A 13113-nucleotide genomic window follows, 5' to 3' on the forward strand; every position below is an offset into this window, starting at 1 on the left:
GTGGGGTTCCTTGCATTTCTAAAATTCTTTCCTAAAGTTTCGATTCCCTAAAAATCTTACCAATATACAAATAGCGCCAATTACTACAGCTATCCCTATACTATATAAAAGTACTTTACCATATCCACCTATTCTCGGATCTAAAAACGGATATGGATACCAATTCACGATTGGACCACGTATTAAGCTATATACAACGTAAAAACACGGGAATAAGAGCCAACTTGCAGCTTGCTTCCAAGTGATTTTCTTAATAGGTGGATTTAAAATCCAATCTAAAAGCATTGCAATCGGCATGATATAATGTAGCACAGTATTTACCCATGGTATTGCCGTTTGAAGTGACTCTTCTAACCCTCTTAGTAACAAAAAATAAACGAGTCCTGTCGTAAGTATGTATACCGTTGCCCCACCACGAAGTATACTAAACTGTTCTGAGCGACCAAATGTAGCTGTTCCGATACTGCTTAAAAGGAGAATACATGCAACTAAAATGTTACTTTCAATAGTGAAGAAACTAAAAAAGTTAACTGGATTAAACGGCTTCACTTGTGCCCTAATTATGAATTGCGTAATAATGGCGCTACACACTAGAAGACTTAAACATAATCTAAATAAAGATAAAATTTTTTCATCCTTCATACATTCCCTCCTTTTCTTATATATAATTAGAATTTCCCTGTACATGCTCAATAAATAGTTTTAATGGAACAAGCCCACGTTTTGGCATATGACTACTTATAATAGCTACTATTTCTAACTGAGGAATGATAACGATGTATTGTCCGCCGTATCCCATAGCAAAATATATACAATACGGTATGTGAAATCTTCCGTTATCTAATACCCACCAGTGATATCCATATGCACCGACATGTTCATATGTTTCAAATAGAGCCCTACTTGACTCTTCTAACCATTTCGCTGATACAATTTCTTTTTCATTCCAATATCCATTTTGCAAACATAACTTTCCTAATTTTAATAAATCGGTAGATTTCATTTTCATACCGAAGCCGCCGACATATATACCTTGCGGATCTTGTTGCCACTCGTATTCGTTAATTTCTAATGGATCAAATAAATATTTCTTTGCAAACCGCTCTGTCGACATTCCAGTAGCTTCTTGAATAATATAGCTCAGTAAATGAGAAGAACCTGAATTATAATTCATTTTTGTAGCAGGTTCTTCAATTATTGGCTTTTCTAATATGTACTGTACCCAGTTCTCTGATTCTACAAAGTCATTTGGGAATACTACTCCATTTCCAAACTCTTTCCAATCCTCACCAGTAGTCATTGTTAATAAGTGATAAAGCGTCAAATCATGTTTTTCCCCAGGTACATTTTCAATCCACTCTGTAATCGGTGTATGTATATCATTTATATAGCTCTTATCAAGAGCAATACCAATTAATAAAGATACAATACTTTTTGTAATCGAATTTATTTTATATAATTTATTTGCACATTCAGGTGTTTTATAGTACTCAGTTGTTAATTCCCCTTTTTGATAAACAAGAAATGTATTCACTTTTTTCTTTTCGAATTTATTTTCTAGTTGCTTGAAATCCAAAAACTTTACCTCCATTTAAATAGTTACTCCATTTATTATATCTTGTTCCTTCATTTTAAACATAATTGTGCTCAAATAAAAATAAACCTGTCAGTCATAATGAACTGACAGGTTTATTTTTATAATTTCGTACGAACATTCCACAGCTCTGGGAAGAATTGTTGATCAAGTACTCGTTTTAAATAAGAAACACCGGAGGATCCACCTGTTCCCATTTTATGTCCAATAATTCGTTCTACTGTTTTCATATGACGAAAACGCCATTGTTGTAGCCAGTCTTCAATATCAATCAATTTTTCAGCAAGCTGATATAAATTCCAATATTTTTTCACATCCGCATATACTTCTAACCACGCTGCTTCTACTGTTGCATCTTCTTCATAAGGTTGCGTAATATCACGGTTTAACACATCTTTATGAATAGGGAATCCTTCTTTTACTAATGCTTGAATCGCGACATCATATAGACTTGGTGCATGTAGCGCTTTATGAAGTCGTGCATGTAATTCTGGATCCTTTTCATAAATTTTTAATGCGTGTGGCGTTTTATAGCCAAGTGCATACTCAATCATACGATATTGATACGATTGAAAACCTGAAGCTTGACCGAGTGAATCACGAAACTCAATATATTCTGATGGTGTTAATGTCGCAAGAATATCCCAAGATTGAATAATTTGAGACTGAATTTTTGATACACGTGCTAACATTTTAAAAGCTGGTTGTAATTTATCTTGTTTAATAGATTCAATCGCCGCATTTAGCTCATGTAAAATGAGCTTCATCCAAAGCTCACTTGCTTGGTGAATAACGATAAATAACATTTCATCATGATGGTCCGATAATCTTTTTTGAGAAGATAGTAAACTATCTAATTGTAAATACTCCCCATACGTCATATTCTCTTTAAAATCCGTATGAATCCCTTTTTCCATAATTACTTTTTCATTTTCTTTCATATTAGCCAAACGCCCCTTTTATATGATTCTACTTATATTGGTCTAATAACGGCTCGAACTGGACTTCCATCTGCATCAGTTAATGCAAGTGGTAATGCAATAAGTTCATAATCACCGTCTGCTACATGATCTAGTACGACATTTTCTAAAATATGAATTCCATGTTTAAATAATTGATGATGCGCTGCTAATTCTTTATCATCTAGCGGATCAACTGATGGTACATCTACTCCGATTAAACGAATACCTTTCTCTGAAAGAAAAGGTGCTATGTCTGCACGTAAATGAGGGATCACATCTGGAAATTCTTCAGCTTTTCCATGTGAAGATGTACGTAATAATAATCGTTCTACACCTTCTAAATGAAAGCTTTCTAATTCCTTTTTCCCGATGCTTTCAAAATTAGAAACGTCAATAATCCGTGCTGGACCAACATAAACTTGAACATCTAAATCTAATACTTTCTTTCCATCATTATCAAAATGAAATGGTGCATCAATATGAGTGCCTGTATGAATACTCATCGTTAACTTTCCGACATTTACCGAGCCACTTTCTTCTTTTGACCATGAAACTTCATACGAGAACGGTGTGTCTCCTGGCCACGTTGCAATATTATTATTTAGCGGTTGTGAAATATCAATCCACTCTGGTGTTTTCATATTTATGCCACAACCTCTCGCTTATTTTCAAACTGCTTATACTCTTCATTTTTCATAATTTTCTTTAATATTTGTACAGATTTCCACACTTCTTCGTATGTGTTATATAAAGCGACCGGCGCAAGTCTCACCCCATTTGGCGCTCTAAAATCTGGAATTACTCCATTTGCTTTTAGTGCTTTACATATACGTGCTGCTTCTGCATGCTCTAAATAAATGTGCCCGCCTCGTTTTTCATCCTCTAATGGATTTCCAATTGTAAATTCGAAATCTTTTAATTCATGTTCAATTAAATTCAGCATGTACCTCGTAATATGTAAAGATTTCTCACGTAAACGCTCAATACCAGCATCTTTGAAAATTTCAAGTGAACCAATTAATGGTGCTGTACTTAAAACGTGAGGTGTACCAATTTGATAAGCACCTGCATGATCAGCGGCTGTTAATGTATGCTCCATATCAAACTGCTTATCTTTTCTAGAACTAAACCATCCAGACAACCCTGGTAGTCTATTAAAATGTTTATTATTTACATAAATTCCTGCAACGCCACCCGGTCCTGCATTTAAATATTTATAATTGCACCAAACAGCAAAATCGACATCCCAATCTTTGAAATGATGCGGAATAGATCCTATTGAATGGCATAAATCAAATCCAATGTGAATGCCGCGTTTATGAGCTTCCGTTGTTAAACGTTTCATATCCAGAATTTGACCACTTCTATATAAAACAGAAGGTAATAAAATTAAAGCGATATCATCTTCCATCGCATAAATAATATCTTCTTCAGAAAGTGTTCTACCATCTCGGCTTTTCACTCTTACTAAATGCTCCTCTGGATCTAATCCTTTTAAACGAATTTGACTTTGAAGTGCATAAATATCTGATGGGAAAGTTAATTCATCCGCAAGTATTTTTGTACGTATTCCTTTTGGTTCGTAAAACGTCGCAATAACTTGGTGTATATTTGTAGTTGTAGAACCGGTTACAATAGTTTCTTCCGGTAAAGCACCAATAAGAGGGGCTGTAAGTTTACCTAATTTCTCTGAAAGGAAAAACCACGGGTGCTCACCTTCTGTCCAGCCGTCAATGCCATACTCTTTCCACGAATCTAGCAACGTAAGTAATGATTTCTCTGCTCTTTTTGAAAGTAGTCCTAATGAGTTTCCATCTAAATATATCGTTCCTTCTTTTTTATAGAATTCAGTTTGAAAATCTTTCAGTTCATCATGTTTATCACATTCAAGCGCATATTCATAATTCGGTTGAAATGGTTCTTTATACATGGTGTCACCTTCTCTTAATTTTCTTTTTATTCTAACTAATTGAAATATATCACCTCAATTGATACGACGTCAATGATATTATGTCAGTTGACTTTATATATGAATTTCTTTTACAATACAGTTATATTTTCAGATATTTCAGTATAAAGAGGTGATTCTTTGAAAAACAGTACCCTTTCATCAAGAAAACACCGCTCCTTAGAAACGAAGAAAAAACTATTACACTCTGGTTACACTATTTTTATAAATAACGGATTTCAAAAAACGACAATTACACAAATTATTAAACATGCAGAAACTGGTTACGGAACAGCATATGTATACTTTAAAAACAAAGATGATCTCCTCACCGTTTTAATGGAAGATGTTATGAATCAATTTTATGATATTGCCAAGCGCTCCTTTTTGCCTCAAACGAAGGAAGAAGCACATAAAATGATTCAAAATCAAGTTAGAGCATTTCTACAACTAGCAAAGAAAGAACGAGCTATTTTACAAGTTGTAGAAGAAGCAATCGGATTATCAAAAGAGATACGTCAAAAATGGGACGAGATACGGGAACGCTTCATAAACAATATTACGCAGGATATTACATACTCTCAAGAAAGTGGATTAGCACAGCCTGAATTAAATAAAGAAATTGTAGCACGTGCTTGGTTCGCAATGAATGAGATGTTTCTTTGGGCAATTGTGAAAAATGATAAAAAATTTGAGTTAGAAGAGATAGTACATACATTGACGGAGATGTATACGACCGGGTTATATAAATAGCACACCTTCAATAAGTAAGGTGTGTTATTTTACATCTATAAAAATATATTATCTAGGTATGGTAGCGCTAAAGTAGGCTTTTCAGAAAATGAGAAATATTGTAGTTTTAAAGATTCACCATCTATCGATTTCAGTTTTCCACTAGTAATTTCACATTCAAACACAACAACAATATATTCTACTTGATCGCCATTCGGATATATATGACGGAACCTTTCCCCTCCAAATACCCCTTTTTGTTTTTTTACTTGCACTTTCAAACCCGTTTCTTCCCACACTTCACGAACTACCGCTTCTTCTGGAGTTTCTCCAGGCTCAATTGCTCCAGCTGGCAAACTCCAGTATTCTCCACCAGGATATTGAAATAAGATTTTCCCTTGCTCATTTTTAATAACAGCAGCTACACTCGGTATTAGAATTAGTTCATGGCCTAATTGCTCACGAATTTTTTTATAATATAGCGAAATTGACATACAATTCTCTCCTAACCTATTAATAACTGTATTTTCTGATATTAATTGTATAATATTCTTAATACAAACTACTATATAGAAAGGATAAGAACATGTCACAAGAAAAACTTGTAAACAAGTTTCTATCGTTTTTAGGTGCTACAAAACAACCTACTAGCTTAAAGTTTTTAAATGAGCTTATTAAAGCTCATCAAGAAAAGGTAAAGTGGGAAACTCTTACTAAAATAATTGACTGGGAAAAAAGTAATGAAACAGAGGATTATTTTCCTTACATTGAGACATACATAAACCGTATTACAACAAAAGGTTTGGGCGGTACTTGTTGGACACACTCAATTGGATTCCATTGGTTACTATCCAATCTTGATTTTGATGTTCATTATATGTATGTATATGGATCCTGGACATTTATGTTTACGAGTTAATTTAGAGCAACCTTATTATGTCGATGTTGGTTACTGTGCGCCTTTATTCCAAGCTTATCCACTTTATGAAGCATTTCAAGTAAGTAATGTAAGAGAAACTTTCACTTGTGAAGTCTCAAATAATAGGATTAAAATTGCTAGAAATCCAGGTCCAGCAAAAATCTTACATACAGAACCAATACATTTATCAAGTATGAAAGAACTCATTACAAAGTCTAATGATTGGCGTATATCTCCTGTATTAAAGAAAATTCAGATTTTCGGTTATATCGATGGCATTCCGACTTCTATTAATAATAATGTTTTAAAACAATATTCCCAAGGTAAGAAAATAGAACAAAGCCTTACATTTTCTGAACTTAATTATTGGATAACAGAAAGATTTTGTATTAATTAAGAAATATGTGAAAGAGCTATTGAGATTTTCAATGAAAAATCTTCAAATAGAATATTACAAACAAGTTCTTTAATATCTTTAGGCTGAGGTAATTATCTTTTTAAAATATTTTAGTAGTGGCCATAAAGCATACTCCTTATGATCTACATAACTAACAACATCCCATTTTAACTTTTCATTAATTTCACTCATAAGTTGGGGTATTACTACTTCACCATATTTTTTAAAACATTCATGAGTTCCTTCGTAATTTTAAAATAAAGTTTGATTAAAAATATCGTGTTAACCCGTATTCTATGGTAAATAAAAAGAATCCATTTTGAAAAAGATTGATCAAAATGGATTCTTATCCAGCAGGTTTATGTTTTGGTTTTATAAAAAAGTTTGATCATTTTCTATCAATGAAAACAATTAATTGACTATTTTTATTATGAAAAGGTCGGAGCAGGAAATTCATCAATTTTGATACGAAGTAAACTATAAGGTTTCTGTCGTAAGTCTTTTCCATAATGAAATCTAGGCTGTCGATGTAATTGGTTCACAATGACATACAAATATTGATCCGGACCAATTGAAAAAGTATCCGGCCACAAAATTCTCGGATCATGTGCGATAGCTTCCATTATGCCATTTGGCAATATCTTACGGATACTGTTGTTTTCATAATCTCCAGCATAAACAGCTCCCTTTGCATCGGTGATCATTCCATCAGACGCACCTTTTTCTCCCCAATACTCCACATGATAAGGTAAATTCATGTCCGGTATCGTTCTGTCTCTCAAGGCTTCTGTTGAGATCGAGAACAAATGCCGACTGGTTAGTGGAGCAAAAAATAATATCTTTCCATCGGGAGAAATCGCAAGACTATCAGACGCCAACCTAAATGGAGAAGTTGAACCGTCTTTGTTTCGATTCATTAAAATTTGACCTTCTACTTTCGGTAAAAAATAGGGATCGGGTGAAGTTGAATTTGCTCCATTTAACCGTCTAAACGCGTTTCCATTTGATAAATCTACGACGATAATAGCTCCTGGTCCTCTTGAAGAAGAATCCGTTATATAGGCATAACCTGCTTTTCCAACACGAAAATCAAAACGGACATCATTCAGATAAGTTGTAGGCAGGACAACATCTTCTGTAAAGGTATATACTTTTCTTATTGTATTGGTTTCTAAATCAACAGCGACTAATTTTGCCCCCCCTTTAATAGGTTCAGAAAAATTGGGTGCCGCTGTATCTAATATCCAAAGCGTTCCCCTTCCATCAGCAACTACACTTTGGACACTGATGAAAGTCATTGGGATATTCTCGGGGTTAACCAAATTGGTTTGTAAATTAGGATAAGGCTGCAATTTATCCTCAAAAATTTCCGCCACCGTAAATTTAACATCGTCTCCCCATTTCGGAAAGCAAATGAAAATACGACCAGTTTCTGAAACAGTAACACCTGTAGGCATAGCCCCATAAAATGCATAAACTAGTTCTAAATTACCAAAATATTTTTCACTAGGTAACATAGGTTTCATAATATCCTCCTCAAGCATTCAAACGGGATATCTCCTATATATGATTTATATTTTTTCTAGTGCATGTTTCTTAATAAGTTTTTCTATACGAAAAGATGATTGAATTGATTGTTTTCGAAATTTAATAAGTCTGTCAGAAGAAAGGAAACATTTTAATTTAAAGGTCTCCAGATGAAGTAGAATTCAATTAGCAGGTAGCGAAGTTCAACATTCCCGAATCAACGTTAAGCTGGTATAAAAAATGGGGAAATTTCCCCATTTAAATTTGTGAAAAAATGTACTTAAGCTAAACTGCCCGTTAGTTTAAGTGTAACACTTCACAAACAATCTTTTGAGTATTCTTATTATTCCTGTTTCCTCAACAATCTGGCCCTTTAATTGAACAATACAACTGAAATTTAAGGGGCAAAAGAAAAATCTTATATTAATACAGGGTTTTATCAATCTTTTTTATAAATTATCAAACTTTATTTTAAATCAATACCACACTTTATTCCATGTTCCATGAGTGACTAACGGGTGCTTTGAACAAGAAAATAAAGGTGAGTACATATTATACATGACTAATATGCGCTCACCTTTATTTTTTTAGGATTTTTAGCTTTTAGGTCTTGATAATAATTTTTAGTGGTTTTATTAACAATTTATATTTAGTAAAATTGCTTTTTATGAATTTAATATAAGTCCAAAGAATTTCCTGGTCAATATAATAACGTATATCAGCACACTTTTTCTTTATTTATTCTACTTACAATTCCAACTATAAATTTATATTCAATCCTCCTCTTCTTAGTTTTTTTAAACCCTTCTTTCGTATCAAAAATAAAACACGTTTTCCGAAACCAAATTCGTACATATAAAGACTCAAAATAAATAGGTTTTATAATTCCTCGTTCCTCAAATTCAGTTCCATCTTTATTTTCAGTTTCTGTTCGAACGAACCACCTATTTCCGAAGCCAATTTCAATATACTTCACATAAGTCCCCCTTTCGGAAATTAATTTCTAACTGTTCTATTATTTCCCCGGTAAGCGCACATTCCGACAGAACATGAGCCCACAAAGAAAAAGTAGATTACAAAAATCTACTTTATAACTTATATTTTTGCATTCGTTTATAAAATGTACTACGGGGTACATCTAATAGTTTTGCAGCTAATGAAACATTTCCGTTTGTCTTTTGTAATGCTTCAATCATGCTATCACGCTGTATTTTTTCGCGAAAATTCAATGTATGTTCGGTTTTATTTTCAACTTGTAACTCAAGTTGTTGTTGATTTCCCATCATTGTTTGTATCAAAAGAGCGACTTGTTTTTCGCATATTTCCCGTCCTTGCGACAAAATGTAAATGCGTTCTAATGCATTTACTAGTTCTCGAATATTTCCGGGCCATGTATGTTGTAAAAATTGATTGCAAATACTCTTCGGAAATACAACATTCCAATTCTTCTGTTCGCAAAAGTGTTGTATAAAATATGGGATATCCTCTTTTCTTTCTATTAACGATGGAACATATAACGGATAAACGTGCAAACGATAATATAAATCTTGACGGAATTTCCCTTCTTCTACTAACCGTAGTAAATCTTTATGTGTGGCAGTAATAATACGAATATTTACTGGTACCTCTTTTGAACTTCCTATTGGAGTTATTGTACGTTCTTGTAAAACACGCAATAATGCTACTTGCATCTCTGGTGATACTTCACCAATTTCATCTAAAAATAATGTTCCTCCATTCGCTTGTTCAAATTTCCCTTTATATCCTTGACGTCGCGCACCTGTAAATGCACCTTCAGCATAACCGAACAATTCACTTTCTATTAATTCTTTAGGCAAAGAACCGCAGTTAACAGCTATAAAGGGCCCGTCTTTTCTTGGACTATTTTCATGAATCGCTCTCGCAACATATTCCTTTCCCACTCCTGTCTCACCACATACATACACACTAGCATCAGTCGGTGAAACAAGCTTAATTTCTTCTAGTGTGTGTTGAAATGCTCTGCTTGTCCCAGTAACTCCTGGAAAAGTAATTCCTTTTATAAATGTGAGAGCAGAATATGTATTCATTTGTTCGTTTTCCTTTAAATACATACATTTCCCAATCATTCTTTCATTACTATATACTGGTATCTCTAATTTAGTTTCTAATCCATGGTGCATTAACTCTTCAAGTTTCATTCTTGACCAATTATTTATTCGTTCACGAACGCTCTTACTCGCAGAAACGATAACATCACGATGATTACAAATAACTACTTGTTCATCACTATCAATGACATCTAAAAAACGATGAATTAAGTGTAATTCATTTTGATGAACTCTTATGCTACATTCACGTTCTATCGCATGTGCAATTGAAGTTACCATACCGAGCATATATGGATGCGAAAATTCAATTGGACAGGAGAAATCTAGAACACCAATTAATTTCCCGTCATCATTATGAATGGGAGCAGCCGCACAACTCCAGCTATGAGATACCACGGAGTAATGTTCAGTACCACTTATCATAATAGCTTCTTCAATTTCTAGCGCTGTTCCTATTGCGTTTGTCCCCACAGCTGCTTCCGTCCATTTTACACCTTCAATAAAATTAATATGTTTCGCTCGCTTTAACGTTTGTTTATTTCCACTTAACGATAGAACATAACCATCTGGATCGATTAATAATGCCATCATTTGTAGTTCATCAATGGTTTTTCTCATATTTTGTATTTGAGGGATTGCGATATCTAGGAAGATTTCACTCTTTTTCTTTTGATCTTGAAAAAAATTAGAAGACAAAATTTTCTGACCTTTATTCATGTGAGGATTCACATTTGCTTGTTTACATCGATGCCATGACTCTGAAATTCTTTCGTTTATACGGTTCGAATCAAGGACTCCTTCATTAATAAACTTTTTCCATGTATGTAAGTAAAACGGTGAAGCTAACATTGTATCATCTCCCTATTCATTGTTTTGGAGATCTGTAAAAACATACTTTTATTATAAAACTGAATAAAAGCGTTTTCAATAAAACTAGAAAGACGACACAAATATGTTAATAATTTGAATATCTTAATGCACTTCTTTATTCTTTTTTAGTAGCACTATATTTTGTATAATGGAAGCAAAGAAAATACATAACCAAAACCACTTTTGTGGATTACCGTTTATAAAGAAAACAATCACGGCTATTGCAAATAAAATAGTGGATGCTAAACTAAAATATAATTTTGTTTTCATTCCTATTATCCCTCACCCCTCTATTACTTTACAGTACATACTAACTCTTCATTTTTCATCTCTACTATGTACTCCTGTAAAACATATTCTTTCCCGCCATGGTTTTCATACCATTCATGTATTCTTCTAATATGCCTCTCGTCACTTCTAATTTTCGATTCTATTTCTTTATACTGTTCATAACTATCATATTCCCATATGGCAAATACTTCAGACGTACCATTCTTATTATCTTTCATCCAGCGTCCTATTAGCTTAGAACCATGCTTTAATTGATTAGGTAAGTTCGTGTTATTGAAATGATCATTAAAGACTTCTATGAATTCATTTTTCACTACATAGTACTTCCTTCTGTAAAACATACTTCTTCACCTCTTTTATGAAAAGTATCAGTAAACCTTCCCATCACTACCGTATTATAATACTTTCCGTCCGATAGTCTTTTGTCATTTTTCAAAACGCCTTCTACTTCAAAACCTAATTTTTTATAAAGATGAATAGCTTTCTCGTTTGTCTCTAATACTTGTAAAGATATTTTATTTACTGCATTTTCGTCAGCCCATTTAATAGATTGTTGTAATAGGCTCTTACCCATTTTATATCCCCAAAACTCTTTTAAAATGCAAACGCCAAACTCTACTTTATGAGATAATCTCTTAAAATTTGATCCTTCACACCTTGAAAATCCAACGATTCGATTGTGCACTTCTGCAACTAAAAAGAGATTCTTCGCCTCTTCACTATCTGTTTTTATTATTTTTTGAAACCCTAGGTCATCTATAAATCCCTCTCCAGCATCTCTATCCATATTTTCAGTTTCTCCATCAATCTGAACTCTAATTTTCGATAACTGGTCAGCATCTTTCTCAGCTGCAGAACGAATTGTATAAGTTAATCCATTTATATGAAACTCTTGCTCTTTTACAATCATGTCAAACTCCTTTCAAATGAATATAATGGCGCTATTACAACTTGTTTACCTTGTTTCTCAAAGTCCTGAACAGTTTCTTTACTAGCCTCTTCGTCAGTTATAATAATGTCAATTTTTTTTAGAGACTCTCCTCTTATAAAACAATCTATTCCAAGTTTATTATGCGGAACTAAACAAATATTTCTTCTAGCAATTTCACTTACTCTTTTACTAAAATAAGCAACTTCAGGTGTTGCGGTACTAATACCTTGTAATGAAATGCCTCCACCTGTAGAGAAATACAGATCAATAGAAAATCTACTTATCAATTCAGAGGCAAGTGTATCAGTAATATTCCCTGAAGGTTTTACTTTTCCGCCAATTAAATACGTATCAATATTCTTATATTCTCGTAGATAACCAGCTATTTCTATAGAATTCGTAATAACCGTAAATGATACTTCCGGTAAATATTTCAGCATCGCATTATGAACGGAAGCCCCACCAATAAAAATTGAATCACCTTCTTGTATATAAGATACCGCAACTCTTGCAATTGTGTCCTCATATATTGAGCTATCACTATAACGTTTAGTTGGTTCCGCAGCTAAGTTTCTCACTCGCGTAAGTTCAATTGCACCTCCGTGCGTTCTTTTTAATAAACCATCCTTTTCCATAATAGACAAATCTCTTCTTATAGAATCAATAGACATATCAAATCTTTCCGCAAGATCCTTTGCTATTACTCTTCCATCTGTATTAAGTAGTTCTAAAATTTTCTCTCGACGTTCTTCAGTAAACATGTTATCACCACCGTTATTGAAGGTTCAGAAACTTAAACTTTATATTAATTATATGCATGCCTCTTCCGTTTTACAATATTTTCAATTCTTA

At 33.4% G+C, this 13113-nt stretch carries 13 protein-coding genes and 1 pseudogene; 2 read left to right on the plus strand and 12 right to left on the minus strand.

The features are described from left to right. Positions 1-18: 18 nt before the first annotated feature. The 5 genes from BUA87_RS05320 to kynU all read right to left on the minus strand — a co-directional run bounded on the left by BUA87_RS05320 (position 19) and on the right by kynU (position 4486). A complete protein-coding gene (locus BUA87_RS05320; RefSeq protein ID WP_072938692.1) occupies positions 19-642 on the minus strand; it encodes a Pr6Pr family membrane protein in 624 nt (207 codons plus the stop codon). Positions 643-658: 16 nt separating this feature from the next. After that, positions 659-1576 (minus strand): serine hydrolase domain-containing protein, encoded by a 918-nt coding sequence (locus tag BUA87_RS05325; protein WP_000346232.1) that lies wholly within the window; start codon positions 1574-1576, stop codon positions 659-661. Between the two features lie 119 nt (positions 1577-1695). Continuing rightward, positions 1696-2535: a tryptophan 2,3-dioxygenase gene (kynA, locus tag BUA87_RS05330; RefSeq protein WP_000661957.1), complete on the minus strand. Its 840-nt coding sequence runs from the start codon at positions 2533-2535 to the stop codon at positions 1696-1698. 32 nt (positions 2536-2567) lie between these two features. Beyond that, the gene (kynB, locus tag BUA87_RS05335) at positions 2568-3197 is read right to left on the minus strand and encodes an arylformamidase (RefSeq protein ID WP_072938695.1); all 630 of its coding nucleotides are present in this window, start codon (positions 3195-3197) and stop codon (positions 2568-2570) included. Positions 3198-3199: 2 nt separating this feature from the next. Beyond that, the gene (gene kynU / locus BUA87_RS05340) at positions 3200-4486 is read right to left on the minus strand and encodes a kynureninase (protein ID WP_000276261.1); all 1287 of its coding nucleotides are present in this window, start codon (positions 4484-4486) and stop codon (positions 3200-3202) included. Between the two features lie 159 nt (positions 4487-4645). Between kynU and BUA87_RS05345 the strand changes: the two genes are divergently transcribed. Then, entirely contained in the window at positions 4646-5257 is a 612-nt protein-coding gene (locus BUA87_RS05345; RefSeq protein WP_000798544.1) for a TetR/AcrR family transcriptional regulator, read from the plus strand. Positions 5258-5292: 35 nt separating this feature from the next. Here the strand turns inward: BUA87_RS05345 and BUA87_RS05350 are convergent, their stop codons facing one another. After that, positions 5293-5730 carry an NUDIX hydrolase gene (locus tag BUA87_RS05350; protein WP_072938698.1) on the minus strand — a complete coding sequence of 146 codons (438 nt, stop codon included), beginning with the start codon at positions 5728-5730 and terminating at the stop codon, positions 5293-5295. A 92-nt stretch (positions 5731-5822) separates the two neighbouring features. On the opposite strand from BUA87_RS05350, the pseudogene BUA87_RS30840 reads away from it, so the two are divergent. After that, a pseudogene (locus tag BUA87_RS30840) lies at positions 5823-6552 on the plus strand (hypothetical protein). A 428-nt stretch (positions 6553-6980) separates the two neighbouring features. Here BUA87_RS30840 and BUA87_RS05365 read toward each other — a convergent pair. From BUA87_RS05365 to BUA87_RS05390, 6 genes are all read right to left on the minus strand, one after another. Further along, positions 6981-8078 carry an L-dopachrome tautomerase-related protein gene (locus BUA87_RS05365; RefSeq protein WP_033657518.1) on the minus strand — a complete coding sequence of 366 codons (1098 nt, stop codon included), beginning with the start codon at positions 8076-8078 and terminating at the stop codon, positions 6981-6983. Positions 8079-8797: 719 nt separating this feature from the next. Continuing rightward, entirely contained in the window at positions 8798-9055 is a 258-nt protein-coding gene (locus BUA87_RS05370) for a DUF3977 family protein (protein WP_000873825.1), read from the minus strand. A gap of 112 nt (positions 9056-9167) precedes the next feature. Continuing rightward, positions 9168-11018, minus strand: coding sequence for a sigma-54-dependent Fis family transcriptional regulator (locus BUA87_RS05375; protein ID WP_065228952.1), 1851 nt, complete (start codon positions 11016-11018; stop codon positions 9168-9170). Positions 11019-11332: 314 nt separating this feature from the next. Next, complete coding sequence (locus tag BUA87_RS05380; protein WP_000499988.1) at positions 11333-11671, minus strand: NIPSNAP family protein; 339 nt, start codon at positions 11669-11671, stop codon at positions 11333-11335. Next, the gene (locus BUA87_RS05385) at positions 11644-12240 is read right to left on the minus strand and encodes a GNAT family N-acetyltransferase (RefSeq protein WP_072938704.1); all 597 of its coding nucleotides are present in this window, start codon (positions 12238-12240) and stop codon (positions 11644-11646) included. Before BUA87_RS05385 ends, BUA87_RS05380 begins: the two co-directional genes overlap by 28 nt. Beyond that, on the minus strand, positions 12237-13022 hold the full coding sequence (locus BUA87_RS05390) for a DeoR/GlpR family DNA-binding transcription regulator (protein WP_000493642.1): 786 nt from the start codon (positions 13020-13022) through the stop codon (positions 12237-12239). Before BUA87_RS05390 ends, BUA87_RS05385 begins: the two co-directional genes overlap by 4 nt. Positions 13023-13113 lie beyond the last annotated feature (91 nt).

This window comes from Bacillus sp. bc15 (assembly GCF_900142585.1).
In the GTDB taxonomy this organism is placed as follows: Bacteria; Bacillota; Bacilli; order Bacillales; family Bacillaceae_G; genus Bacillus_A; species Bacillus_A cereus.